The sequence below is a fragment of the Salinisphaera sp. SWV1 genome (assembly GCF_052044155.1).
Classification (GTDB): domain Bacteria; phylum Pseudomonadota; class Gammaproteobacteria; order Nevskiales; family Salinisphaeraceae; genus Salinisphaera.
The window spans coordinates 1-24,247 of the sequence record NZ_JBQDYE010000040.1 but is presented as its reverse complement, the minus strand read 5'-3'; the positions used below and the strand labels follow the sequence as shown (position 1 = coordinate 24,247).

At 66.6% G+C, this 24,247-nt stretch carries 24 protein-coding genes and 1 pseudogene; 7 read left to right on the top strand and 18 right to left on the bottom strand.

The window, feature by feature from the left end; genetic code table 11:
- Window positions 1-107: 107 nt before the first annotated feature.
- From cmk to gyrA, 8 genes are all read right to left on the bottom strand, one after another.
- A complete protein-coding gene (gene cmk, locus ACS8YF_RS16345) occupies window positions 108-806 on the bottom strand; it encodes a (d)CMP kinase (RefSeq protein ID WP_440851212.1) in 699 nt (232 codons plus the stop codon).
- On the bottom strand, window positions 803-2,128 hold the full coding sequence (gene aroA / locus ACS8YF_RS16340; protein WP_440851211.1) for a 3-phosphoshikimate 1-carboxyvinyltransferase: 1,326 nt from the start codon (window positions 2,126-2,128) through the stop codon (window positions 803-805). Before aroA ends, cmk begins: the two co-directional genes overlap by 4 nt.
- Window positions 2,125-3,033, bottom strand: a complete 909-nt coding sequence (locus ACS8YF_RS16335) for a prephenate dehydrogenase (protein WP_440851210.1) — start codon at window positions 3,031-3,033, stop codon at window positions 2,125-2,127. Before ACS8YF_RS16335 ends, aroA begins: the two co-directional genes overlap by 4 nt.
- Complete coding sequence (hisC, locus tag ACS8YF_RS16330) at window positions 3,030-4,151, bottom strand: histidinol-phosphate transaminase (protein ID WP_440851209.1); 1,122 nt, start codon at window positions 4,149-4,151, stop codon at window positions 3,030-3,032. The genes ACS8YF_RS16335 and hisC overlap by 4 nt, the downstream gene beginning before the upstream one ends.
- Before the next feature lie 27 nt (window positions 4,152-4,178).
- Window positions 4,179-5,282 (bottom strand): prephenate dehydratase, encoded by a 1,104-nt coding sequence (gene pheA, locus ACS8YF_RS16325; protein ID WP_440851208.1) that lies wholly within the window; start codon window positions 5,280-5,282, stop codon window positions 4,179-4,181.
- 337 nt (window positions 5,283-5,619) lie between these two features.
- Window positions 5,620-6,813: a phosphoglycerate dehydrogenase gene (locus tag ACS8YF_RS16320; protein WP_440851207.1), complete on the bottom strand. Its 1,194-nt coding sequence runs from the start codon at window positions 6,811-6,813 to the stop codon at window positions 5,620-5,622.
- Between the two features lie 139 nt (window positions 6,814-6,952).
- The gene (gene serC / locus ACS8YF_RS16315) at window positions 6,953-8,035 is read right to left on the bottom strand and encodes a 3-phosphoserine/phosphohydroxythreonine transaminase (RefSeq protein ID WP_440851206.1); all 1,083 of its coding nucleotides are present in this window, start codon (window positions 8,033-8,035) and stop codon (window positions 6,953-6,955) included.
- A 44-nt stretch (window positions 8,036-8,079) separates the two neighbouring features.
- Window positions 8,080-10,689 (bottom strand): DNA gyrase subunit A, encoded by a 2,610-nt coding sequence (gene gyrA, locus ACS8YF_RS16310; RefSeq protein WP_440851205.1) that lies wholly within the window; start codon window positions 10,687-10,689, stop codon window positions 8,080-8,082.
- A gap of 241 nt (window positions 10,690-10,930) precedes the next feature.
- Between gyrA and ACS8YF_RS16305 the strand changes: the two genes are divergently transcribed.
- From ACS8YF_RS16305 to ACS8YF_RS16295, 3 genes are read left to right on the top strand one after another with little or no spacing between them, the layout of a single operon-like run.
- On the top strand, window positions 10,931-12,277 hold the full coding sequence (locus ACS8YF_RS16305) for a TRZ/ATZ family hydrolase (RefSeq protein WP_440851224.1): 1,347 nt from the start codon (window positions 10,931-10,933) through the stop codon (window positions 12,275-12,277).
- Window positions 12,267-12,977: a bifunctional 2-polyprenyl-6-hydroxyphenol methylase/3-demethylubiquinol 3-O-methyltransferase UbiG gene (gene ubiG / locus ACS8YF_RS16300; protein WP_440851204.1), complete on the top strand. Its 711-nt coding sequence runs from the start codon at window positions 12,267-12,269 to the stop codon at window positions 12,975-12,977. The genes ACS8YF_RS16305 and ubiG overlap by 11 nt, the downstream gene beginning before the upstream one ends.
- Complete coding sequence (locus tag ACS8YF_RS16295; RefSeq protein WP_440851203.1) at window positions 12,974-13,654, top strand: HAD family hydrolase; 681 nt, start codon at window positions 12,974-12,976, stop codon at window positions 13,652-13,654. The genes ubiG and ACS8YF_RS16295 overlap by 4 nt, the downstream gene beginning before the upstream one ends.
- A gap of 3 nt (window positions 13,655-13,657) precedes the next feature.
- On the opposite strand, the gene ACS8YF_RS16290 is transcribed toward ACS8YF_RS16295, so the two are convergent.
- From ACS8YF_RS16290 to ACS8YF_RS16260, 7 genes are all read right to left on the bottom strand, one after another.
- Window positions 13,658-14,398 carry an endonuclease III domain-containing protein gene (locus ACS8YF_RS16290; RefSeq protein ID WP_440851202.1) on the bottom strand — a complete coding sequence of 247 codons (741 nt, stop codon included), beginning with the start codon at window positions 14,396-14,398 and terminating at the stop codon, window positions 13,658-13,660.
- Window positions 14,399-14,799: 401 nt separating this feature from the next.
- Entirely contained in the window at window positions 14,800-15,543 is a 744-nt protein-coding gene (locus tag ACS8YF_RS16285) for a pseudouridine synthase (RefSeq protein ID WP_440851201.1), read from the bottom strand.
- A gap of 20 nt (window positions 15,544-15,563) precedes the next feature.
- Window positions 15,564-16,343, bottom strand: a complete 780-nt coding sequence (locus ACS8YF_RS16280; protein WP_440851200.1) for a ferredoxin--NADP reductase — start codon at window positions 16,341-16,343, stop codon at window positions 15,564-15,566.
- A gap of 77 nt (window positions 16,344-16,420) precedes the next feature.
- Window positions 16,421-17,116: an SMC-Scp complex subunit ScpB gene (gene scpB, locus ACS8YF_RS16275; RefSeq protein ID WP_440851199.1), complete on the bottom strand. Its 696-nt coding sequence runs from the start codon at window positions 17,114-17,116 to the stop codon at window positions 16,421-16,423.
- Entirely contained in the window at window positions 17,113-17,928 is an 816-nt protein-coding gene (locus tag ACS8YF_RS16270; RefSeq protein WP_440851198.1) for a segregation and condensation protein A, read from the bottom strand. The genes scpB and ACS8YF_RS16270 overlap by 4 nt, the downstream gene beginning before the upstream one ends.
- 15 nt (window positions 17,929-17,943) lie before the next feature.
- A complete protein-coding gene (gene trpS, locus ACS8YF_RS16265) occupies window positions 17,944-18,960 on the bottom strand; it encodes a tryptophan--tRNA ligase (protein WP_440851197.1) in 1,017 nt (338 codons plus the stop codon).
- A 78-nt stretch (window positions 18,961-19,038) separates the two neighbouring features.
- On the bottom strand, window positions 19,039-19,677 hold the full coding sequence (locus tag ACS8YF_RS16260) for an L-threonylcarbamoyladenylate synthase (RefSeq protein ID WP_440851196.1): 639 nt from the start codon (window positions 19,675-19,677) through the stop codon (window positions 19,039-19,041).
- Between the two features lie 100 nt (window positions 19,678-19,777).
- On the opposite strand from ACS8YF_RS16260, the gene ACS8YF_RS16255 reads away from it, so the two are divergent.
- From ACS8YF_RS16255 to ACS8YF_RS16240, 4 genes and pseudogenes are all read left to right on the top strand, one after another.
- A complete protein-coding gene (locus ACS8YF_RS16255; RefSeq protein ID WP_440851195.1) occupies window positions 19,778-20,077 on the top strand; it encodes a YciI family protein in 300 nt (99 codons plus the stop codon).
- 9 nt (window positions 20,078-20,086) lie between these two features.
- Window positions 20,087-20,353, top strand: coding sequence for a BolA family protein (locus ACS8YF_RS16250; protein ID WP_440851194.1), 267 nt, complete (start codon window positions 20,087-20,089; stop codon window positions 20,351-20,353).
- A 182-nt stretch (window positions 20,354-20,535) separates the two neighbouring features.
- Window positions 20,536-20,739: pseudogene (locus ACS8YF_RS16245) on the top strand (TonB-dependent receptor plug domain-containing protein); the annotation flags it as partial.
- Window positions 20,740-20,833: 94 nt separating this feature from the next.
- On the top strand, window positions 20,834-21,049 hold the full coding sequence (locus ACS8YF_RS16240; protein WP_440851225.1) for a hypothetical protein: 216 nt from the start codon (window positions 20,834-20,836) through the stop codon (window positions 21,047-21,049).
- Here the strand turns inward: ACS8YF_RS16240 and ACS8YF_RS16235 are convergent.
- From ACS8YF_RS16235 to zipA, 3 genes are all read right to left on the bottom strand, one after another.
- Window positions 21,039-21,440: a hypothetical protein gene (locus ACS8YF_RS16235; RefSeq protein WP_440851193.1), complete on the bottom strand. Its 402-nt coding sequence runs from the start codon at window positions 21,438-21,440 to the stop codon at window positions 21,039-21,041. The two genes, ACS8YF_RS16240 and ACS8YF_RS16235, sit on opposite strands and share 11 nt — an antisense overlap.
- A 70-nt stretch (window positions 21,441-21,510) precedes the next feature.
- Window positions 21,511-23,628, bottom strand: coding sequence for an NAD-dependent DNA ligase LigA (gene ligA / locus ACS8YF_RS16230; RefSeq protein WP_440851192.1), 2,118 nt, complete (start codon window positions 23,626-23,628; stop codon window positions 21,511-21,513).
- The coding region (zipA, locus tag ACS8YF_RS16225) for a cell division protein ZipA (protein WP_440851191.1) at window positions 23,628-24,247 on the bottom strand (620 nt) is incomplete at its 5' end. The genes zipA and ligA, both read right to left, overlap by 1 nt.

Below are 24,247 nucleotides of genomic sequence, written 5' to 3'. Positions count from 1 at the left end.
GGGGAAAATCCTGCGGCGCCCAGACTATCGACGCCATCCGTTGTTGAAAAGACAAAAACACCGCCCGCGGCATTGCACCACGAACGGACCCGTTCGAGGCCGGCAGGTCAGTCGACGCGCCAGCCCTTGGCCGCCACCAGGTCGTGAATCTTCTCCAACGAGGTGGCCACATCCTCGCCGGTCGTGTCGATGACATGGGCATCGGCCGCCGGCTTGAGTGGAGCCGCATCCCGCGACGCGTCGCGTTGGTCGCGCTCCACAATCTCACGATATATCCGCTCAATATTAGCAGCAACACCTTTTTCGGACAACTGCGCGTAACGGCGACGGGCGCGCTCGTCGGCAGAGGCCGTGATGTAGAGCTTCAACTCCGCCTGCGGAAAGATCACCGTGCCCATGTCGCGGCCATCGGCGACCAGCCCCGGGGGCGCCACGAAATCGCGCTGGCGCGCCAACAACGCCTGGCGGATGGCAGGCAGGGCCGCCCAGCGCGAGGCTGCTTCCGAGACATCGTCGGCCCGGATGGCGTCGGTGACATCCGCGCCCGCCAGCTCGACGCGCTGGCCGGCCCCCGTATCGGGCACAAAGTGTACCGCCAGCCCCTGCGCGATGACGGCCGCGCGCGCCCGGTCGGCGTCGGCACCGGGGTTGAGCCCTTCGCGCAATGCGGACAGGCCCACCAGGCGATACAGGGCGCCGCTGTCGAGCAGCCACCAGCCGAGGCCGCGCGCCAGTTCCGAGGCCAGCGTGCCCTTGCCGGCGCCGCCCGGGCCATCGAGCGTGATCACGGGCGCACCGGCGGTCATGATGGTGCCCGCGTCTGGATGTTCAGGCCGGTCTGTGCCGCGAGCTCGACGAAGCCGGGAAAAGAGGTATCGACGTAGTCGCAGTCATCGATGACGATGGGCGCGGACGCCCGCAGCCCCGCCATCGCGAACGACATGGCGATGCGGTGATCCTCGTGGCTGGCGATCTCGCCGCCGCCGAAGGCGTCGCCTTGCGGGCGCCCGACGAGGGTCAGGCCATCCTCGACTTCGTGGCAGTCCACCCCGAGTTGGCGCAGCCCTTGCGCCATCACGGCGATCCGGTCGCATTCCTTGACCCGCAACTCGGCCGCACCGGTCACGCGCGTGGTGCCGGCGGCACAGGCCGCGGCCACGAAGATCGCCGGGCATTCATCGATCGCGAGCTCGACCTCGGCGGCGCCGATGTCGATGCCGCGCAGTTCGGCCGAGCGCACCCGGATATCGGCCACCGGCTCGCCGGCCTGGTCGCGCTCGTTTTCGAGCGTGATATCGGCGCCCATGGCCAGCAGAATATCGATCACACCGCGCCGCGTCGCATTGATGCCGACGCCGCGCAGGGTGATGTCGCCGCCCCTTGCGATCGACGCCCCGACCATGAAAAACGCCGCCGAAGACAGATCCGCCGGCACCTCGACATCGGTGGCCGAAAGCGCCTGGCCACCGGCCAGGGCCACCGTGTTGCCGTCGCGCGCGATCCCGACGCCGAATGCGTCGAGCATGCGCTCGGTATGATCGCGGGAAACCCCCGGTTCGTGCACGCGCGTCGTGCCCTCGGCATACAGCCCGGCCAGCAGCACGCAGGACTTGATCTGCGCGCTGGCGACCGGCGGCGTGTAGTCGATCGCGGCGAGCCGGGCGCCGCCGGTGATCGAAAGCGGGGCCCGGTCGCCGTCGCGGCCCGCGATCTTCGCGCCCATCCGGCGCAATGGATCGATGACGCGCTTCATCGGCCGGCGCGACAGGCTGGCGTCGCCGGTCAACACGGAATCGAAGGCCTGTCCGGCCATGATGCCGGACAGCAGCCGCATCGAGGTACCGGAATTGCCCAGATCCAGCGCCGCCGCGGGGGCATGCAGGCCGTGCAGGCCCATGCCCTCGATCACACGCGTGGCGCCTTCCAGCCCATGCGTCACCCCCATGGCGCCGAATGCGTTCAGGGTGGCAAGGCAATCGGCGCTTTCCAGAAAACCCGAAATACGGCTGGTGCCCCGCGCCAGCGAGGCGAACATGATCGCCCGGTGCGAAATCGACTTGTCGCCGGGCACCGTGACCTCGCCGCTCAACGCGCCCCCGGGTTGTACGTGAAAGGTCCTACCGTTCATCGCTCGTCGCGCTCCCGCTGTGACGCAAACCCATCGCGCGCGGTTTTCGCGCGCTGGAAAACTTCATGAACCCGCCCGTCGTCGCCGGCGGCGATGTCGACCCGTACCCGCTGGAGCCGTTCGATGTAGGCGTCGAGCGTGTGCAGAACCGGCTCGCGATTGGCGCTGACGATATCGCGCCACAACGCCGGATCGCTAGAGGCGATGCGGGTGAAATCCGCGAAGCCACCGGCCGCATAGGCGAAAATTTCGGTGCGTTCGGCCATCGCGGCCAGCGTATCGACCAGGGTATAGGCCAGCACATGCGGTACGTGGCTGGTCGCCGCCAGCACCTCGTCGTGGTGCGCCACCGTCATGTGCGAGACCCGCGCGCCGAGCGCCGCCCACATCGCCTCCACCGTGGCGATCGCCGCCGCCCCGGTCTGTTTGTCCGGCGTCAGGATCACGCGCCGGGCGTTGAACAATGTGGCGAAGCCCGCCTCGATGCCGCTGTTTTCCGTGCCCGCAATCGGGTGACCCGGCACGAAACGCGCCCGCGCCGCGGGCGCGAACAGGCGCTGTGCCGCCCGCACCACGCTGGCCTTGCTGCTGCCGGTATCGGTGACGATCGCCTCGGGCGGTCGCGCGGCGGCGATCTCGCGCAACACCGGGTCGAGCGCGCCCGGGGGCGTGGCCATGACGATCAGATCGGCGTCGGCGACGGCCGGCGCGATCCGGCTGTGGCACGCATCCACCAGATCGAGTTCCACCGCACGCGCCGCATCCGCCTGCTGAACCACGGCGCCGGAAAGATGGCCGGCGTAGCCGGCCACGCGCAGCCCGCGCGCGATGGAACCGCCGATCAAACCCAGCCCCACGATCGCGATACGGTCGATATCGGGCAACACGGCGCCACGGTTCGTCATAGGCCGAGCACGCGGTCGAGCGCCGCGATGAAGCGGTCGTTATCGGCGGCGCCCCCTACGGTCACGCGCAAATGCTTCGGCAGCCCATAGCCGGCCAGCGGCCGCACGATCACGCCTTCATGCAGCAGCGCCTGGTAAACCGGGCGTGCCTCGCGCCCGGTATCGAAGGTGACGAAATTGGCCTGGCTCGGCAGGCAGGCGAGCCCCCGCGCCGCCAACGCATCGCCCAGACGCGCGCGTTCCTGCGTGTTGGACGCAATCGAGCGCGCGATGAAGTCGTGGTCGTCGATGGCGGCGGCCGCGCAATGCAGCGCGAGCATGTTCACGTTGAACGGCTGGCGAATACGATTGAGGAAATCCGCCACCGTGGTCGAACTCAGGCCATAGCCGAAGCGCAGCGCGGCCATGCCGAAGATCTTGGAGAAGGTCCGCGTGATGACGAGATTGTCGTATCGCGCCAGCCAGGCGGCCTCGTCGACCATCGCCGCCTGCGTCTGGTATTCGATGTAGGCCTGATCCAGCAGCACGACCGTCGCCGGCGGCACGCGATCGAGAAATGCCGCCAGCGCGTCGGGCGTGGCCCAGGTGCCGGTCGGATTGTTCGGGTTGGCGATGAACACCACGCCGGTGTTGTCGTCGATCGCCGCGAGCATGGCGTCCAGATCGTGCCCGTAGGGCATCTCACCATCGCCGGGCAGCGCCGGCACTTCGCGCACGTCAGCGCCCACGGCACGCGCGACGATCGGGTAGACCGCGAACGAATGCTGCGAGACCACCGCGTTCTTGCCCGGGCCGAGAAACACCCGTCCGGTGAGCTCGAGGATGTCATCCGAGCCATTGCCGAGCGTAACGCGGTCGGGCTCGACACCATGACGCGCGGCAATTTTATGCTTGAGTTCGTAACCGCTGCCGTCCGGGTAGCGGTACAGATCGCCCTCGAAATTCGCCAACGCCGCGCGTGCGGCCGGCGCGGTGCCGAGCGGGTTTTCGTTGGAGGCGAGCTTGATGATCGAGGTCAGACCCAGCTCGCGCTTGAGGTCCTCGATCGGCTTGCCCGGCACGTAGGCGGACAGCCCGTGAATTCCGGCGTGGGCCTGTTCGGACAGGGTTTTCGGCATGACGCTATCTCGACGTGACAATCGACACTACTCGGCCTCGCGCCCGATCGAGCGCGGGTACGAGCCCAGAATCTTGAGCATGACGGCCTCGGACTCGATCGACTCGATCACGCGGCGGACCGGCGCATCGTCGGCGTGGCCTTCGATGTCGATGAAGAAGTTGTAGTCCCAGGCTTGGCGGCGCGACGGACGCGACTCGATGCGGGCCAGATCCACCCCGGCATCGGCGGCCGGCGCGAGCAGGCGATAGAGCATGCCCGGCCGGTTGCGGATCGACACCAGGATCGAGGTCATGTCGTTGCCGGACGCGGCCACATGCTGCGTGCCCAGAACCAAAAACCGCGTGGTGTTGTTGGGCTCGTCCTCGATGTTCGAGGCCAGGATCGGCAGGTCATAGAAATCGCTGGCCGCGCGCGCGGCGATCGCGGCCGCGGCCGGGTCCCCGGCCACGCGCCGCGCGGCCTCGCCATTCGAGGCCACCGCTTCGCGCACCACACCCGGCAGGTGCGTATCGAGCCAGTTCCGGCATTGCGCCAGGGACTGGGCATGGGCGACCACACGCTTGATGCCGCCGAGCCCGGCGGCATGCGACAACAGATGATGATGCACCGCCAGCGCCACTTCGCCGCAGATCGACAGCCGACTGCCGACGAGCTGGTCGAGCGTGTGTGTGACCACGCCTTCGGTCGAGTTCTCCACCGGCACCACGCCGAAGTGGGCATTGCCCGCCTCCACATCGCGGAAGATATCGCCGATTGCCGGTTTCGGCGACGCCAGCACCGCATGCCCGAAATGCTTGTAGACGGCGGCCTGGGTATAGGTGCCCTCGGGCCCGAGATAGGCCACGGTCATCGGTTTTTCCAGCGCCAGGCAGGCGGACATGATCTCGCGCATGATGCGCGCCACGGCCGCATCCGGGAGCGGCCCCGGGTTGCGCGCGGCGACGCGCTCGAGAACCTGGGCCTCGCGTTCCGGCCGATAGAAATCCGTGCGGCCGGCGGCCTGCTTGATCCCGGCGACCTTGAGCGCGACGCCCGCGCGCTCGTTGATCAGCGCATGGATCCGCTGATCCAGTTCGTCGATTTTCGCGCGCGCATCGGCGAGCGCCTCGTCATCGGATGGTGTGCTCATGGCCTGGGGCCTGTTGACGTTTGGAACGGCGCCGCGTTATGGCCCTGACTCGCAGCGACCGCGGCGCGGGACGCCGAGTGGGGTGGTTTTCAAGAACAGAATCGATCCGCCGGCACCAACAAGGCGCCATGGCGAACACGCCCGCGAGGGCGGCGGTCATTCTGCCACAATCCGCTGCGACCGCTCGCCGGCAGCGCGACGTCTTGCCCGGAGATGAGCGCGCCGACCCCGGGCCCGGCCTATTCCGCGGACCGCGGCCGGCATCCGCGCGCATCACCGACCGGGCCCTGGCATGGATTGCGCGCCGCGCCGAGCGCGGCCCGCAACGGGCACGGGGTCAGCCGGCGTTGCGACCGATCGCGCCCAGATAGCGCACGCAGAGCACGCCGGAGATATCCGCCAGCTCGTCCAGCGCGGCCTGAGCCACGTCGGCATCGACATCCACCATCGACAAGGCGATCTCGCCCTTCGACTTGTTCAGCAGGTCGGCAATGTTGTGGTTGTGGCGTGCCAGCGCGGAGGTGATCTGACCGACCATGTTCGGCTGGTTCTTGTTGATCACCACGATACGGTGCGCGTTCGCCGTCGGCGGCATGATCGCCTCGGGGAAATTCACCGAGTTACGGATATTGCCCACCTCCAGCCAGTCACGCAGCTGGTCGGCGATCATGATGGCGCTGTTGTCCTCGGCCTCGTCGGTGGAGGCGCCCAGGTGCGGCAGCGTGATCACCTGATCGTGGGCCCGCAGCTTCTCGGACGGAAAATCGCAGACGTAGTACTTGAGATGGCCTTCGGCCAGCGACGCGAGCACCGCGTCTTCATCGACGATCTCGGCACGCGAGAAGTTCAACAACACCGCGCCCCGGGGCATCAGCTTGAGCCGTTCGGCATTGACCAGCGCGCGCGTTCCTTCGACCAGCGGCACGTGCAGGCTGACGAATTCCGAGCCGGACATCAGGTCGTCCACCGACAGGGCCTCGGCCACGCCGGCACTCAGGCGCCAGGCATTGTTGATGGTGATGCCCGGATCGAAACCGGAGACATCCATGCCAAGCGCCTGCGCCGCATTGGCGACGTTCACACCCACCGCGCCAAGGCCGACCACCCCCAGCGTACGTCCCGGCAACTCGACGCCCTTGAACTTCTTCTTGCCGGCTTCAACCTCTTTCTTGAGATCCTCGCCGGTCGAGGTGAGCGCCTCGACATAGCGCCAGGCGCCGAGAATGTTGCGTGCCGACAGGAGCATGCCGGACAGCACCAGTTCCTTGACCGCATTCGCATTCGCGCCGGGCGCATTGAACACGGGCACGCCGCGCTCGGTCATCCGGTCGATGGGAATATTGTTCACGCCGGCACCGGCGCGCCCGATGGCGCGTACGGAGGCCGGAATGTCCATGTCGTGCATGTTGGCCGAGCGCAGGATGATGGCATCCGGCTCGCTCATTTCCGACGCCACTTCGTAGATCTCGCGCGGCAGCTTGTCGAGGCCACGGGCAGAAATGCTGTTGAGGGTTTGAATCTTCAGGCTCATGACAATCCTTGTTGAAGGCAATCCTGGAAACGGGGCCCCAAGGGCCGCGGTCAGGGGCCGCCGGCCTGTACCGAGGGCATCCCGGGCGGTGCCGGCGACGACGCCCGGGCCGGTGCACGGCCCGGGTCATCGTCCCGGGCTAACCGTTGGTCCGGGCAAACGTATCCATGAAATCGATCAAGGCATCCACACCGGCTTCCGGCATCGCGTTATAGATCGATGCGCGCATGCCGCCAACCGAGCGATGCCCCTTGAGCGTCGACAGACCGGCCGCCTCGGCTTCGGCCAGGAACTGCTTGTTCAGGGTATCGTCGGCCAGCAGGAACGGCACGTTCATGCGCGAACGCACGGCCGGGTCCACCGGGTTGGAGTAGAAGTCCGAGGTGTCGATGTAGTCGTAGAGCTTGGACGACTTGCGGATATTGAGCTTCTCGATCGCTTCCAGGCCGCCCTGGTTCTCCAGCCACTCGAAGGTCAGGCCGCAGATGTACCAGGCATAGCAGGCCGGCGTGTTGAGCATGGAATCGGCGTCGCGCTGCTGCTTGTAGTTGAGCACCATCGGGCACGATGCCTGCGCCTGTTCCAGCAGATCGTTGCGCACGATCACCATCGTGATGCCGGCAGGGCCCGCGTTCTTCTGGGCACCGGCATAGATCACGCCGTATCTGGATACGTCCACGGGGCGCGACAGGAAGTTCGACGACATGTCCGCGACCAGCGGCGCGTCACCGACGTCCGGCACCTGCTGGAATTCCACGCCCTGGATGGTCTCGTTCGGGGTGAAATGCAGATAGGCCGCGTTCGAGGACAGGTTCCAGCCCGAAACCGCCGGGATCGAGGTGAACCCGTCGGCCTCGCCGGAGGCGGCGAGGTTGGCCTCGCCGTACTTGCCGGCTTCCTTGATGGCCTTCTTGCCCCAGTTGCCGGTGACGACGTAATCGGCCGTATGCTGCTCGCCCATCAGATTCAGTGGCACGCCGGCGAACTGGCCGGCCGCCCCGCCCTGCAGGAACAGCACGCTGTAATCATCCGGCACATCGAGCAGACGGCGCAGCCGCGCGGTCGCATCCTCGGCAATCGATACGAAGGCCGGGCCGCGATGGCTCATTTCCATCACGGACATGCCGGTGCCCTTCCAGTCGAGCATCTCGGCCTGGGCTTTTTCCAGCACTTCGACCGGCAGGGTCGCGGGACCTGCGCTGAAGTTATACACACGTGACATGAAACCACTCCTCGTGGAAAACAAAGCGGGCGCGCCCGCCGACATCAATTCTCGTCGGGCGCTTCGGGGGCCTCGGTCTCGCCGTCGCCGTCGCCGGGCGCGGCTTCGTCGTCCGCGTCCTCGACCGCAATGCGATCCACGCCGACCAGGCGCTGATCGTCGGCCACTCGAATAATACGTACGCCCTGGGTATTGCGGCCCAGCACGGAGATCTCGGAGACCGCCGTTCGAATGAGCGTCCCCATGTTGGAAATGAGCATGATCTCGTCGTCTTCGGACACCTGGGTGGCGCCGACCACCGCACCCGTCTTGTCCGATTGCTTGAGCGCGAGCACGCCCTGGCCGCCCCGGCCGCGCAGCGGATAGTCGTCCACCGGCGTGCGCTTGCCGTAGCCGTGTTCGGTGACGGTGAGAATCTCGCCGTCGCGCACGACGATCAGGCCAATCACGGCCGCGGATTCGTCGTCCTCGGGCAGGCGGATGCCGCGCACACCGGCGGCGTTGCGGCCCATCTGGCGTACGTCCGCCTCGGCGAAGCGAATGACCTTGCCGGCCGAGGTGAACAACATCACCGTATCCTGCCCGCCGGTCCGGTCGACGCCGACCAGGGCGTCGTCGTCGCGCAGATCGATGGCGATAATCCCGTTGGTGCGCGGCCGCGAGAACTGCTCCAGCGCGGTCTTCTTGACCGTGCCGTTGCGGGTGGCGAAGAACACGTTCTCGTCGGTGCTGAAATCCTTGATCGGCAGCACTTCGGAAATGCGCTCGCCGGACTCCAGCGGCAGCAGGTTCACGATCGGCTTGCCGCGCGCGCCGCGGCCGGCACTGGGCAACTCGTACACCTTGAGCCAGTACGCCTTGCCGTGCGACGAAAAGCACAGCAGCGTGTCGTGGGTGTGGGTTACCCACAGTTTCTCGATGAAGTCGGCGTCCTTGGTCTTGGTCGCCGACTTGCCGCGGCCGCCGCGGCGCTGGGCGCGATAGTCGTCCAGCGGCTGGCTCTTGACATAGCCTTCGTGCGTCAGTGTGACGACCACATCCTCGGGCGAGATCAGATCGGCGGTGGTCAGATCCAGATGATCATCCAGGATCTGGGTCTTGCGCTCATCGCCGTATTCGTCGCGTACGGCGACCAGTTCGTCGCGAATGACCTCGAACAGGCGCGCCATCGACGACAGGATCTCAAGATAATCGGCGATGTCGGCGAGCAGCTTCTCGAACTCCTCGACGATCTTGTCCTGCTCGAGCCCGGTCAGCCGATGCAGACGCAGATCGAGGATCGCCTGGGCCTGGGTTTCGGTGAGCCGGTAGCGGCCGGAGTCCTGCAGCCCGTAGTGGCGCGACAGATCGATCGGGCGCGAGGCATCGGCACCGGCGCGCTCGAGCATGGCGTTGACCTGTCCGGGCGCCCATTCGCGCCCCATCAACCCTTCGCGGGCCTCGGCCGGGCCGGAGGAGGCCCGGATCAGGGCGATCACTTCGTCGATATTGGCCAGCGCGACAGTCAGCCCTTCCAGCACATGCGCCCGCGCACGCGCCTTGGCCAGTTCGTACTGGGTGCGCCGGGTGACGACCTCGCGCCGGTGCCGGATGAAGGCTTCCAGCATCTGCTTGAGGTTGAGCGTGCGCGGCTGGCCGTCGTCGAGCGCGACCATGTTGATGCCGAACACGGTCTGCATCTGCGAATGACGATACAGATTGTTGAGCACCACCTCGGGGGTTTCCCCGCGGCGCAGCTCGATCACCATGCGCATGCCGTCCTTGTCGGACTCGTCGCGCAGCTCGGTGATGCCCTCGACGCGTTTTTCCTTGACCAGCTCGGCGATCTTTTCCAGCAGCCGCGCCTTGTTCACCTGGTACGGCAGCTCGGTGACCACGATCGCCTGCTTGCCGCGTTCGTCGACATCCTCGAAATGCGCCCGTGCCCGGGTATAGATCCGCCCGCGGCCGGTCTCGTAGGCCTCGCGAATGCCCGAGGCGCCATTGATGATGCCCGAGGTGGGGAAATCCGGGCCCGGGACGTGTGCCATCAGCTCGGCGATGGTCACGTCTTCGTTATCCATCACCGCCAGGCAGGCGTTGATGATCTCGCGGATGTTGTGCGGCGGGATGTTGGTCGCCATGCCCACGGCGATGCCGGTGCCGCCGTTGACCAGCAGGTTCGGCAGCCGGGTCGGTAGCACCGCCGGCTCTGATTCCGACTCGTCGTAATTCGGAATGAAATCGACGGTGTCCTTGCCGATGTCGGCCAGCAGCTCGTGGGCGAGCTTCGACATGCGCACTTCGGTGTAGCGCATCGCCGCCGGCGCGTCGCCGTCGACCGAGCCGAAGTTGCCCTGGCCGTCGACCAGCACGTAACGCATGGAGAAATCCTGCGCCATGCGAACGATCGTGTCGTAGACCGCCGAGTCGCCGTGCGGATGATATTTACCGATCACGTCGCCGACCACGCGGGCGGACTTCTTGTACGGCCGGTTCCAGTCGTTGGACAACTCCTGCATCGCGTAGAGCACGCGACGATGCACCGGCTTGAGGCCGTCGCGCACATCGGGCAGCGCACGCCCGACGATCACGCTCATCGCATAGTCGAGATACGACTGGCGCATCTCGTCTTCCAGGTTGATCGAAAGGATCTCTTTTGCGACGTCGGCCATAGGCTAGTTCAAGTTGGCGATCCGGCGCGCAGTCGCGGTCGGCCGGCAGTATCGGAAAGCTCCCGAAACCTGCCTGTCGACCGGGCCCGAAAGACCTCTGCGCGAAGCGCGATATGATACCACAGCCATTGCCATTGGCCGGCCGCGACGCTGTCCGGGATGCGGCCCGTCCGGTAGCATCGGCGCGCCGGCGCCCCGCGCCGCCGAATGGCCGCTCATTCATCGCCCGAAGCGAGGCAAGATCTTGTCCGAAACCATCATTCACGCCCGCTGGATCGCCCCTGTCGATGGCACGCATCGATGGCTCGAAAATCATGCCGTAGTGGTCAGCCAGGGCCGCATCGCGGCTATCCTGCCACGCGAGCAGGCCGGGCCCGCCTATCCGGACGCGGAAGTAATCGAGCGTGGGCGTCATCTGCTGGTGCCCGGCTTCATCAATGCCCACACGCATGCGGCGATGAATCTGATGCGCGGGGTGGCCAACGATCTCCCGCTGATGCCCTGGCTGCAGCAGCATATCTGGCCGCTGGAATCGGAATTCATGTCGAAGGTATTCGTCGCCGACGGCACCGATCTGGCCATGGCGGAAATGATCCGCGGCGGCACGACCTGCTTCAACGACATGTATTTCTTCCCCGATGTCGTGGCCGAGCATGTCGACCGCGCCGGGATGCGTGCGGCCATCGGCATGATCCTGATCGATTTCCCCACGGTCTGGGCGGCCACGCCGGATGAGTATGTCGACAAGGGCCTGGCCGTGCACGACGCCTGGCGCCACCACGAGCGCATCATCACCCCGTTCGCCCCGCACGCGCCCTACACCGTGTCCGACGGGCCGCTGGCCAAGATGCGCACCTACGCCGACGAAATGGACGTACGGGTACACATGCACATTCACGAAACCGCATTCGAGGTCGACAGCGCCGTGGCCGAGCACGGCCAGCGGCCGCTCGCGCGTCTCGATGCGCTCGGCCTGCTCACGCCGAATCTGCTGGCCGTGCACATGACTCAGCTCACCGCGGCCGAGATCGAGCGCTGTGCCGCGGCCGGCGTGCACGTGATTCATTCGCCGGAATCCAACCTCAAGCTCGCCAGCGGCCTGGCCCCGGTGCAAAAACTGCGCGATGCCGGCGTCAACGTGGCGCTGGGAACTGACGGCGCGGCCTCCAACAACGATCTCGACATGATCGGCGAAATGCGCACCGCCGCGCTGATCGGCAAGGTGGCCGGCAACGATGCCGCCGCCGTCTCGGCCGACGCCGTGCTGGAAATGGCCACGATCGCCGGCGCGAGAGCGCTCGGCATCGCCGACCGCACCGGCTCGATCGAGGTCGGCAAGGCCGCCGATCTGGCCGCCATCGATCTCGGCGAGCTGGAGACGCGGCCGGTATTCGACCCCATCGCCGCCCTGGTCTACAGCGCGAACCGCCAGCAGGTCACCGACACCTGGGTCGCGGGCCGCGCCCTGATGCGCGACCGCCAGCTGACCACGCTGGATATCGACGACCTCATGCACCGCGCCGACGCCTGGGCCGATAAACTGGCCGCATTCCGCGCCCAACCGGAGAATGATCGTCATGCCGAGTAATCAGCAAGCCGAACTGGATAAGTTCGACGCCATGGCCGCCGACTGGTGGGACCCGAGCGGCCACATGCGGCCGCTGCACGACATCAACCCGCTGCGCACGGCCTATATCGAGCACCGGGCCGGCGGCCTTGCGGGCAAGCGCGTGCTCGATGTCGGCTGCGGTGCCGGTCTGCTCGCCGAGGCCATGGCCGCGCGCGGCGCACGCGTCACCGGGATCGATCTGGCGCAACAGGCGGTGGAAGCGGCGCGGCGCCATGCCGAGCAATCGCGGCTGGACATCGATTATCGCGTGGTCTCGAGCCGTGATCTCGCGGCCGAACTCGCCGGTGCGTTCGACATCGTGGTCGCCTACGAAATGCTCGAGCACGTCGACGAACCCGCGTATGTGGTCGACGACTGCGCCCGGCTGACGGCAGCTGGCGGCCATACCTTCTTCTCCACCATCAATCGCACGCCGAAGGCCTGGGCGCTCGCGATCGGTGGCGCCGAGTATGTGCTCGGCCTGTTGCCACGCGGCACCCATGAATACGCCAAGCTGATCAGGCCCGCCGAACTGTCGGCGTACTGCCGGCACGCCGGCCTCGACGTGGTCGACATCAGCGGCATGCGTTACAACCCGCTGACCCGCCACGCGGCCCTCGGCGCGCGGCCGGATGTGAACTACTTCGTGCACGCACGCCGCAACGGGGACGCCTCTTGATCTCGGCCGGCCAACGCAGTGTGCTGTTCGATCTGGACGGGACGCTGATGCATACCGCGCCCGACCTGGTCGGCGCGCTCAACGACATGCGCCGTGCCGACGGCCTGGACCCGATGCCGGAAGACGTGCTCGCCCCCTACTGCTCCTACGGCGGACGCGGCCTGCTGGGCCGCGGCTTCGACCTCACGCCGGCAGATGCCGGGTATCGCGAGGCCTACGATCGCTTCATCGCGCGCTATCGCCAACGCATGACGCAGGAGAGCCACCCCTACGACGGCATCCGCGAGCTGGTCGCGCGCCTGGGTGCCGCGGATCTGGCCTGGGGCGTGGTCACCAACAAGATCGAGGCGCTGGCGGTGCCATTGATCGAACACACCGCCTTCGACCCGGCCCCCGGGTGCGTCATCGGCGGCGACACGGCGGGCGTATCCAAGCCCGATCCGCGGCCGATCCTGCTGGCCTGCGAGCGCATGGGCGTCGAGCCGTCGCATTCGGTCTACGTCGGCGACTCGGATCGCGACATCCTGGCCGGACGCGCGGCCGGCATGCCGACGATCGCGGCCAGCTACGGCTATGTGCCGCTGGATGACGATATCGCGCAGTGGCAAGCCGATGCCGTGGTCGCTACGCCGGCCGAACTGTGGGAGGCGATTCAGCGACTGCAGGCCGCCGCCTGATTGTCACCGAACCGGGTCCGGCGTATCGCCGGCCTGTTGGCGGCCGTGCGCACAGGTCAGCGCCAGCACACAGCGCGCGCAGTCCGGTGCCCGCTTGTGGCAGCGCTGCTTGGCGTGGGCCACGATCAGCGCGTGCAACTCGTCGCAGAACGCGGCGGTGGCACGTGCTCCTACGGCCGTCTCGATCGACGCGCGCAGCCGTTCGTAGCGCCGCGGCCCCTGCCACAGCCCGTAGCGCTCGAGGATTCGAAACGCATACGCATCGGCGATAAAGCGTGGCCGGTCGAAGGCATAGAGCGCGATCACGTCGGCGGTTTCCGGGCCGATGCCGTGCAATGCGCGTAGTTCGCGGCAGAGGGTGGCCGTATCCAGCACCTCGATCGCGGCAAAACCACCGCGTGCCACGAACCAGCGACACAACGAGCGCAGCCGCTCGGCCTTGATCCGGTGCGGGCCGGCCCGCCGGATCAGGCCCGGCAGTTCATCGTGCGCCAGGATCGCCTCGGGCGTCAGCGCACCGGCTTCGCGCAGCGCGGCGATGGCGATCTCGACGTTGGTCCAGGCCGTGTGCTGGGTGAGCACAGCGCCGACCAGGATTTCGAAGCGTGGATTGGCCCGGTCCTGGGTCGGCCACCAGTGTTGCGGCCCATAGGCCGCGGCCAGGCGATCGTGGAAATCCACGATGGCGGCGGCGGTCGGGATCGTACCGGCCGCGCCCGACGATTTCTTCTCTTGTGAAGACATTTATATCCGCAGATCAACGCAGATTCACGCCGATCAAGAAAGCGCACATGCGCTGAACTCGACTGGCATTCATTGACGAACGGATTGCGATCCGGCACGCCAATCATTCCAAAAGGCATCGGCTCGTGCCGCCAGGGCTCACTCACACGATCCGACAGAGTCGCGTTGCCGCCCGCAATCGTGCTCCCGCAACGCGCTTGGCGCCAGCCTTGGTCACGCCAAGACCAAGCTGCGCAACGCCGCAGGGCGCTGACTAGCGCATTTTCCTCTGTCCCCGCCCCGCGGCGTACCGAAAAATGTACGGCCATGAACGCGTATCGAAGCCGGTGAATGCTGACATAACATCTGCGTCAATCTGCGTTGATCTGCGGATAAATGCCTTACAACAATAGAAGCACGCTCTAACGTTTGAGATCGACCAACCTGGCCAGCGCGCTGACTTCCTTTTTATCCAGTTCGCGGTAGCTGCCGGCCTTGACCCCGGTGGGCAACGGAATCGGGCCGAAACCGGTACGCATGAGGCGTGAGACGGTCACGCCCTGGCTGTCCCAGAGACGGCGCACGACGCGGTTGCGCCCCTGGCGCACGGTGACCTCGAACCAACGGTTGGCGCGATGGGCATCGTCGCCCTCGCGGATCGAGTCGAAGCGCGCGATGCCGTCTTCGAGCTGCACCCCCTCGACCAGCCGGTCGAGCATCGCCTGATCCACATTGCCGCGCACACGAACGGCGTAAGTGCGCACGATTTCGTACGACGGATGCTCCAGCCGCCGCTTCAATTCGCCGTCGGTGGTAAGCAACAACAGGCCCGAGGTATTGACATCGAGCCGGCCGACGGCGAGCCAGCGTCCCGCGTCGAGCTTGGGCAGCTTGCGAAAGACCGTGGCCCGCCCTTCCGGATCGCGACGGGTCACGACCTGGTCGATGTGCTTCTTGTAGGCGAGAACACGAACCGGGACCTCGCCGCGCTTCGCCAGATTGAGCGGCCTGCCGTCCAGTCGCACGCTATCGCCCGCCGCGAGCGTATCGCCGAGCGTCGCCACGCGCTCATTGATCTTGACGCGGCCCTCGGCGATCGCGCGCTCGAGTTCGCGCCGCGAACCGTAGCCGGCGTGCGCCAGCACTTTCTGTATGCGATCAGCCATGATTGGATCCGATGCTGCGGTTATTTCTCGACGAAGGCACGTTCAATCACGTACTCGCCGGGTTTGCCGATATGCGGCGATACCGTGAAGCCGCGATCGTCGAGCAGCTTCGCGGTGTCGTCCAGCATACCCGGGCTGCCGCAGATCATGGCGCGGTCGCGCTCGGGATCGAGCGGCTCGAGGCCCAGATCGCGGGTCATCCGGCCGTTGTCGAGCAGCGTGGTCAGCCGCCCCTGGTTGCGGAACGGCTCGCGGCTGACGACCGGGTAGTACAACAACCGACCCTGGATGAGTTCGCCCAGGATCTCGTCGTTGGGCAGGTCGTTCTTGAGCAGCTCGTCGTAGGCCAGATCCTCGATGTAGCGCACCCCGTGCACCACGATCACCCGCTCGAAGCGCTCGTAGGTCTCCGGATCGCGCACGACCGACAAAAACGGCGCCAGACCGGTGCCGGTCGACAACAGATACAGATTGCGCCCCGGATGCAGGTCGGTAATCAGCAGCGTACCGGTCGGCTTGGTCGACACGAATACTTCATCGTCGACCTTGAGATGCTGCAGGCGCGAGGTCAGCGGCCCATCCGGCACCTTGATCGAGAAGAACTCGAGGTATTCCTCGTAGTTGGCCGATACGATGCTGTAGGCGCGCAACAGCGGTTTGCCGCTTTCGGTCGGCAGGCCGATCATCACGAACTGACCGTTTTCGAAGCGCAAGGATGCATCGCGCGTCGTGGTGAACGAAAACAGGGAGTCGTTCCAGTGCTTGACGCTGGTGACGCGTTCGGTATTCAGGGCTGCCATGAGATGTCCATCATCAAACCGCTTTCGCGGCATCAAACCAAAAACAAGTGTGGCGGGTAACGTGGTGCCGGCGCGGCTTATTCCAAGTCCGCGCGGTCGTCGGGCGGCGCGTCGGATGCCCCCTCCGGCGTGCCCGAATCGCCCTCGTCGGCGTCTCCGCGCAGGCGTGCGACCGCGGCGTCGAGCGTGTCGACATCCTTGAGCTCGGGCAGGCTCGGCAGATCCGCCAATCGTTTCACGCCGAAATCGTCGAGGAAACGGGGGGTGGTGGCATACAGCGCCGGCCGGCCGGGCACTTCACGATGGCCGACCACCTTGATCCATTCATACTCGGACAGGGTCTTGATGATGCCGGTCGACACCGACACCCCGCGCACCGCTTCGATGTCGGAACGCGCCAGCGGCTGGCGGTAGCAGATGATCGCCAGCGTCTCGAGCATGGCGCGCGAAAGCTTCGGCGGGCGCTCCGCCCAGAGCCGGGCCACCAGCGCGCCGTAGTCCGGCCCCACCTGGAAGCGCCAGCCGCCGGCCACCTCGACCAGATCCGCGGCCGAATCGGCATAGCGCCCGGCCAACGCCGACAACGCAGTGCGCACATCGGCCTGGTCCACCGCATCGGTGGCCGCGAGCAGGCGCACGAGCTGGTCGACCGACAACGGCGAATCCGCGGCCAGCAACAAGGCCTCGATACAGCGCACCCGCCGCTCGGAGACCTCGCGGCGCTCGCTCGTCCGGGCGGCGCCGGCCTCGGGTGACGGCTTCGATTCGGTCATTCCGCCCCCCGGCGGCGCAGCGATACCGGCGCATACGGCGCCGCCTGCTCGATCGCGATCAACGACTCGCGCGCCAGTTCCAGAATCGCCAGAAACGACACAACGACGCCCAGCCGCCCTTCCTGCAACGAAACCAGTGCGACGAATGCCACCGGGCGGTCCGAATCCAGCCGTTCGAGAATCCGCGTCATGTGCTCGCGCACCGACAACGGCTCGCGCTCGATCACATGCCGCGAATACAGCTCCGCCCGCGTCAGGACATCATGCAGCGCGCCGAGCAGCGCACGCAGATCGGTTTCCGGTGCCGGCCGCTCGATGGCCATCGCCACGGGCTCGTGCCGCACGGGCGTGATGTCGCGCCCGACGCGCGGGCAGTCGTCCAGGCTTTCCGCCGCCGCCTTGAACTGTTCGTATTCGGCCAGGCGGCGGATCAGCTCGGATCGCGGGTCCTCGCCCTCGTCTTCTTCCGCGTCCTCGGCCTTCGGCAACAGCATGCGCGACTTGATCTCGGCCAGCATCGCGGCCATCAGCAGATACTCGCCGGCCAGTTCGATCGCCATTTCCTCCATCAATTCGATATAGGCCATGTACTGCTGGGTGATCGTGAACACCGGAATATCGAGGATGTTCAGGTTCTGACGACGGATCAGGTACAGCAACAGATCGAGCGGGCCTTCGAAGGTCTCCAGAAACACGCGCAGCGCGTCCGGCGGGATGTACAGATCCTCGGGCAGCGCCTCGTAGCGCTCGCCCGCGACCCGGATGGCTTCATCATCCGGCGTCGGCTGCGAATCGGCGGCGGTCGCGGTCAAGATCGGCGGACGGCCTCAGGCCGCGCCCGGCAGGAAGCCGGTCGCCGCGTACGCGGCATCGAGCGTCGGTTGGGCCCGTTCCCGGGCGGCCGCGGCGCCGCGCGCCAGGATGGCGTCCAGCCCGGCGGTGTCGGCGGCGAATTCCGCATAGCGCGCCTGCAGCGGCTCGAGGAATGCCACCACCGCCTCGGCCAGGTCACCCTTGAGCGCGCCATAGCCGGAATCGGCGTAGTCGGCCTCCAGGTCGGCGATCGGACGATCGGTCACCGCCGAGAAGATCGACAACAGATTCGATACGCCCGGCTTGTTCGCCTCGTCGAAACGCACCTCGCCGTCGGAATCGGTGACCGCGCGCTTGATCTTCTTGACCACTTTCTTCGGCGGGTCGAGCAGCTTGATGACATTGGCCTCGACATCGTCCGACTTGCTCATCTTGGCGCTCGGCTCACCCAGGCTCATGATGCGCGCGCCCACCTCGGGGATGAACGGCTCCGGCACGGTGAACACGGACTCACCCACGCGCGCATTGAAACGCTCGGCGAGGTTGCGGGTCAGTTCGAGATGCTGCTTCTGGTCGTTGCCGACCGGCACGGCATCGGCCTGGTACAGCAGGATGTCCGCCGCCATGAGCACCGGATAGTCGAACAGGCCCGCATTGACATTGTCGACGTTCCTGGCCGACTTGTCCTTGAACTGGGTCATGCGGTTGAGCTCGCCCATCGACGTATGGCAATTCAAAAGCCAGGCCAGCTGGGCATGCGCCGGCACGTGCGACTGCACGAACAGCGTCGCGTTGTCCGGATCAATGCCGGCGGCCAGATACAGGCACAGGAATTCATGGCAGCGAGCACGCAGCGCGGCCGCGTCCTGGCGCACGGTGATCGCGTGCATGTCGACCAGCGCGAACAGGCAATCGTGGGTCGACTGCATGTTCACCCAGTGCTTGAGCGCGCCAATGTAATTGCCCAGCGTGAGTTCGCCGGAGGGCTGAATACCGGATAATACGACCGGTCGGGCATGGGCCGAGGACACGAGCTACTACTCCCAGCTGTCGAGAATGACGGACGCGCGAGTATACGGCACCGCGCCGGAAGCGCCGAGCCCATGGCGTCAGGCGGTCTCGTCCCCGTCCAGACCGATCGCCTCGGCACTGCCCTTGCCCGGGCGCAGGATCCGAGGCACGTCTTCGGTCAGGTCGACCACGGTCGTCGGTTCGACGCCGGTGGCCCCGCCGTCCACCACGAGGTCGATCTGCCGGTCGAACTCCTCGCGTACCTCGGTGGCCTCGGACAGGGCGCGATCGTCGCGGGCGACCGCGGTCACCGTCATGAAGGGTTCACCGAGCGCATCGACGATCGCACGCGCGACCGGATGGCCGGGCACCCGGATGCCGATCGTCTTGCGCTTGGGGTGCGCCAGCCAGTTCGGCACCTGTTTGGACGCCTTCAGAACGAAGGTATAGGCCCCGGGCGTTGCCGACTTGAGCAAGCGGAAACTTGGATTCTCCACCTTGGCGTAATGCGCGATCTCCGACAGATCGCGACACACCAGGGTAAAGAAATGATCGCGATCGAGCCCGCGGATCTGCCGGATACGTTCCATCGCGCTGCGATCGCCCATGGCGCATGCCAGGCCGTAGGATGAGTCCGTGGGATAGGCGATCACCCGGCCGGCACGCAGCGCACTGGCGACCTTTTCGATACGGCGGGGCTGCGGGGTCTGCGCGTGGATGTGGACGAGTTCGCTCATACATCCAGTGTAACCACTCCCGGCGGCATCGCCCATAGTCGAGCCCGGCTGCATGCGGCACACTATGAGCCTCACATACCCGTTTCGGGAACCAATTGTCATGGATTACTTTGCTATCGTTTCCTTCGACGTGGCCGAGAGCGCCGACGGTCGGGCCAAGGCCGGTGAAGAGCATCGCCAGCGCTTGCGCGATCTGGATGCCGAAGGCCGCCTGCTGACGGCCGGCCCGCTGCCGCGCACCGACGCCTACGGCAAGATCACCGAGGGTTATCAGGGCAGCATCATCATCGCAGCCTTCGACAGCCTGGAGTCGGCCCGCCAATGGGCGAAAGTCGATCCCTACAACGCCGAAGGCGTGTACCTGGAATCCACGGTCTACCCGTACAAGAAAGTCTTTTAAGCCGTTTCCATGAGTGATCGCATCCATCGTATCCGCGCCGCCCTCGCCACGGGGCTGGACACCGACGACATCGCCATCCGCGACGACAGCCACCTGCATGTCGGCCACGCGGGCGCGGCAACCGGGCTGGGGCATTTTCATGTCACGATCCGGTCGCCGAGGTTCTCCGGGTTGAGCCCCATCCAGCGTCATCGACTGGTTTATGACGCGCTGGGCGATCTCATGCAGACCGATATCCACGCACTGCAGATACGGGCACTACCTCCCGAACAATAAGATCGCCATAACCATCACGCGCCCCGGGGGAGGAGCGGGCGCGCGCAGGGAGAAAGCACTTGAACATCCGCCTCCTCGCCACGGGTTGTCTGCTGGTTGCGGGTACCTCCGCGCATGCCCGGACCGGCCCGGCGGCGACGCCCGTCGGCGCCGGCAACGACACCGCGAACGCACCGACCCGCGTGCTCGCCCCGATCCGGGTCAACGCCTTCCGGCTCGGCCAGGAGCTGCTGTCGACCGCGGCTGCCGTAGACGTGATCGGCCACGACGCGATCGACCGGGGCCGACGCAAGACCCAGCTCAACGCGGCGCTGAATCGTGTGCCGGGCGTGTACGCCAACAACGGCTCCAATTTCGTGCAGAATCTGCGCGTGTCGATACGCGGTTTCGGCGCCCGTTCGGCGTTCGGCGTTCGGCGTTCACTGGGCCGGCTCGATCTACGCCAACGATGCCAATACTGCGTGCCTGGCGCCGCATACCGTGGTCAACGCGCGCGCGGGCAAGACGGTACCGCCCGGGGCGCATCACCTGACCGTCTACGCCGGGCTGGACAATCTGTGCGACGAGAAATATTTCGACAACAGCGGCATCAACAGCTACGGCCGACGTTACTTCGAACCCGCGCCCGGAGGCGCGATCTATGCCGGCTTGAAGTCCCGGCTTCGTGGGCGGAGCGGCGGTACGCTCAGCCGCTGAGGAATTCGTTCAAGGTGGCCTCGTCCAGCGCACTGACCCGCAGGGTGCGGCTTTCGACCGGCGCGCCCGCGCCGTTGACCTTGCGTCGCAGCACCACCAGTGGCTGGTAGGCATCGAATTCGGCTTCGTGAAAGGCGACCCGCGGGTCATGCTCGACGGCACCCGGGGCGTAAATCCCGCATCGGGCGACGGCATACTCACTATCGCCGGCAACGCGAAACTCGCGCCGGCCGATCCGTTCGCCCGCGGCCTGGAATGCCGCGGCCACCCAACCGTCGATTGCCGACCAGGCCTGTTCGGCCATGGACTCGCGCCGCTCGGCCAGACGCTGGTTGTCGCCCATCCGCGATTGCACTTCCCCGGTTGTGACCTCGAGCCAGCTTCGCGCCACCCTGCTCATCCTGTGTTGGAATCGACGCGATAGACTACGATCTTGCGCGATGAGCGGCAAGCGCCTGGCGTTATCTGGCTACGCTGTCCTCGTGTTCGTCGAGCAATGCCCGCAGGCCGGCCTCGTCGAGAATCGTCACGCCCAGCTTTTCGGCCTTGTCGCGCTTGCTGCCGGCGCGCTCGCCGGCCACCACGTAATCGGTTTTTTTCGACACGCTGGAGGTCACACGGGCACCGAGTGCCTCCAGGCGGTCGCTGGCCTGGTCGCGCGTCAGCGACGCCATGCTGCCGGTCAGCACGAAGGTCTGGCCCGCCAGAGGCTGGGCGGCGGCATCGGTATCCACCGTCGGCCAGTGCACACCGGCCTCGATCAGGGCGTCGATCACCGCGATGTTGCGCGGCTCGGTGAAGAAGTCGGCAATCGACTGTGCCACGCGCGCGCCGACGCCCGGCACCGCCTGCAGGCCCTCGGCGACCATCGCGCGATCGCGGGCGGCCTTGTTGTCCGGATGTTGCGCCTGTACATCGGCCAGACGCTGGTGATACCGCTTCGCCTCGGTTCTCAGCGCCTCCAGCGTGCCGAAGTGACGCGCCAGGTCGCGCGCCATGGTCTGGCCGACCTCGCGAATACCGAGGGCGAAGATGAAGCGCTCCAGCGTGGTCTGCTTGGCCGCCTCGATCGAGGCCAGCAGATTGGCCACGGACTTCTCGCCGTAGCCTTCGCGTTCGACCAGGGCGTCGCGATGTTCGGCCAGCGAAAAGATGTCGGCCGGCGAATGCAGCAGCCCCTCGGCGACGAAGGCCTCGATCTGACGCTCGCCGAGGCCTTCGATATCGAGCGCATTGCGCGAGGCGAAGTGCTTGAGTGCCTCGCGTCGCTGCGCCGCACACACCAGCCCGCCGGTACAACGCGCCACGGCCTCGCCCTCGACTCGCTCGACCGCCGAACCACAGACCGGACAGGTCGACGGCAGCTCGATCGCCGTGGCCCGGTCACCGCGCGCGGCGACGGCCTTGATCTCCGGTATCACGTCGCCGGCCCGCCGCACCACCACGCGATCGCCGATATGAATATCCTTGCGCTCGATCTCGTCCATGTTGTGCAGGGTGGCGTTGGAGACGGTCACACCGCCCACGAATACCGGTTCGAGCTTGGCCACCGGCGTGAGCGCACCGGTCCGCCCGACCTGGAACTCGACACTGTTGAGTGTGGTGGTGGCTTCCTCGGCCGGGAACTTGCGCGCGATCGCCCAGCGCGGCGCGCGGGCGACGAAACCCAGCTCGTCGCGGCTCGGACCGTCGTCGACCTTGAACACACAGCCGTCGATCTCGACGTCCAGATCGGCGCGGCGCGCGGCCATGGCTTCGTAGTAGGCCCGACAACCCTGCAATCCGGTGACGCGATCCACATACGGGCTGATGGTGAAGCCCCAGTCCGACAGCAACCGCAGCTGCTCGAAGAGACTGTCGGTGAGTTCGGCGCCATCAACCCGGCCGATGCCATAGCCCATGAACGCCAGCGGCCGCGTGGCGGTGATGCGCGAGTCCAGCTGGCGCAGGCTGCCCGCGGCGGCGTTGCGTGGGTTGACGAAGGTTTTCTGGCCCTGTGCTTCCAGCCGTGCGTTGAGCGCGTTGAAACGCGAGCGGGCAAGTACGACCTCACCGCGGATCTCGATGAATGCCGGCGGCTCGTCGGTGGCCAGGCGCAGCGGCAGATTGCGGATGGTGCGGGCGTTGGCGGTAATATCCTCGCCGGTGATGCCGTCGCCACGGGTGGTGGCACGCACCATGACGCCGGCTTCGAAGCGCAGATTCAGCGCCGTGCCGTCGAACTTGGGCTCCGCGCAGTAGACCAGCTCATCCACGCCGGCCCCTTCGCGGGCACGCCGATCGAACTCGGCCAGCTCCTCGTCGTCGAAGCAGTTCGCCAGCGACAGCATCGGCGTCGCATGCTCGACCGACTGGAATTCATCCACCGGTGGCGCGCCGACGCGCTGGGTCGGCGAATCGGGCGTGACCAACGCCGGGTACTCGGCCTCGAGGGCCTCCAGCTCGCGAAACAGGCGATCGTACTCGGCGTCCGAAATGGTCGGTTCGGCTTCGATGTAATAGGCACGGCTGTGCTCGGCCAGCGCCCGGGCGAGCTGCCGGGCGCGCTTGCGTTTGGCCGCCGGAACGGGCTCGCTCATCAGCGCCGGCGACCGAGCTGAGCCCGACGATCGATATCGGCGATCTGGTCGAGTATGTACTGCGCCGTCTGCGCCTTGAGCAAGGCGCGGTTGTCGTCGAACACCTGCCCGCCGAGGTCGGTGGCCAGCTGGTTCGCGGTTTCCATCATGTCGCGCATCGCGGGCCGGCCATCGATCGGCGCGGGCACCAGCAGGAACAGGGTCAGGCCCGGCGTGGTCAGCTGATCCTGGTCGACCGGATCCAGCGTGCCCGGCTTGAGCATGTTCGCCACACAAAAAACCGACTCGGTCACGCCGTGAACTTCGGTGACCCGGTGATACAGGTCATTGAGGCCGAACTTGAGATCGGCCCGCGCCAGGCTTTCGTGAATGCTCGGCCCGTCGAACACCTGCCCCTCGGGGGCCGCGACGTAGAGCACGAACAACTGCGACTGCTCGGTGCGCTCGGGCGCGACCATTTCGACACGCTCGGTCGCCGCCGGCGGAATCTCGGTGTCCGCGCCCGGCGCGTCGCCCTCGCCGCCAGCCGGCTGGTCCAGGCCGCGCGGCGTCTCGGCTTCGCTGGAACGCACCGTGGTTCGACCGCGCGGCGCGCTGTCGGCCGGCGCTTGCCCGTTGG

Bases quoted from the DNA above. Each gene is read 5' to 3' on its own strand.
- scpB (WP_440851199.1), bottom strand. From the start codon at position 17,116: ATGACCGAATCGAAGCCGTCACCCGAGGCCGGCGCCGCCCGGACGAGC.
- ubiG (WP_440851204.1), top strand. From the start codon at position 12,267: ATGCCGAGTAATCAGCAAGCCGAACTGGATAAGTTCGACGCCATGGCC.
- pheA (WP_440851208.1), bottom strand. From the start codon at position 5,282: ATGAGCACACCATCCGATGACGAGGCGCTCGCCGATGCGCGCGCGAAA.
- ACS8YF_RS16290 (WP_440851202.1), bottom strand. From the start codon at position 14,398: ATGTCTTCACAAGAGAAGAAATCGTCGGGCGCGGCCGGTACGATCCCG.
- cmk (WP_440851212.1), bottom strand. From the start codon at position 806: ATGACCGCCGGTGCGCCCGTGATCACGCTCGATGGCCCGGGCGGCGCC.
- aroA (WP_440851211.1), bottom strand. From the start codon at position 2,128: ATGAACGGTAGGACCTTTCACGTACAACCCGGGGGCGCGTTGAGCGGC.
- ligA (WP_440851192.1), bottom strand. From the start codon at position 23,628: ATGAGCGAGCCCGTTCCGGCGGCCAAACGCAAGCGCGCCCGGCAGCTC.
- ACS8YF_RS16320 (WP_440851207.1), bottom strand. From the start codon at position 6,813: ATGAGCCTGAAGATTCAAACCCTCAACAGCATTTCTGCCCGTGGCCTC.
- ACS8YF_RS16255 (WP_440851195.1), top strand. From the start codon at position 19,778: ATGGATTACTTTGCTATCGTTTCCTTCGACGTGGCCGAGAGCGCCGAC.
- serC (WP_440851206.1), bottom strand. From the start codon at position 8,035: ATGTCACGTGTGTATAACTTCAGCGCAGGTCCCGCGACCCTGCCGGTC.
- ACS8YF_RS16335 (WP_440851210.1), bottom strand. From the start codon at position 3,033: ATGACGAACCGTGGCGCCGTGTTGCCCGATATCGACCGTATCGCGATC.
- ACS8YF_RS16285 (WP_440851201.1), bottom strand. From the start codon at position 15,543: ATGGCTGATCGCATACAGAAAGTGCTGGCGCACGCCGGCTACGGTTCG.
- ACS8YF_RS16260 (WP_440851196.1), bottom strand. From the start codon at position 19,677: ATGAGCGAACTCGTCCACATCCACGCGCAGACCCCGCAGCCCCGCCGT.
- hisC (WP_440851209.1), bottom strand. From the start codon at position 4,151: ATGCCGAAAACCCTGTCCGAACAGGCCCACGCCGGAATTCACGGGCTG.
- ACS8YF_RS16250 (WP_440851194.1), top strand. From the start codon at position 20,087: ATGAGTGATCGCATCCATCGTATCCGCGCCGCCCTCGCCACGGGGCTG.
- ACS8YF_RS16280 (WP_440851200.1), bottom strand. From the start codon at position 16,343: ATGGCAGCCCTGAATACCGAACGCGTCACCAGCGTCAAGCACTGGAAC.
- gyrA (WP_440851205.1), bottom strand. From the start codon at position 10,689: ATGGCCGACGTCGCAAAAGAGATCCTTTCGATCAACCTGGAAGACGAG.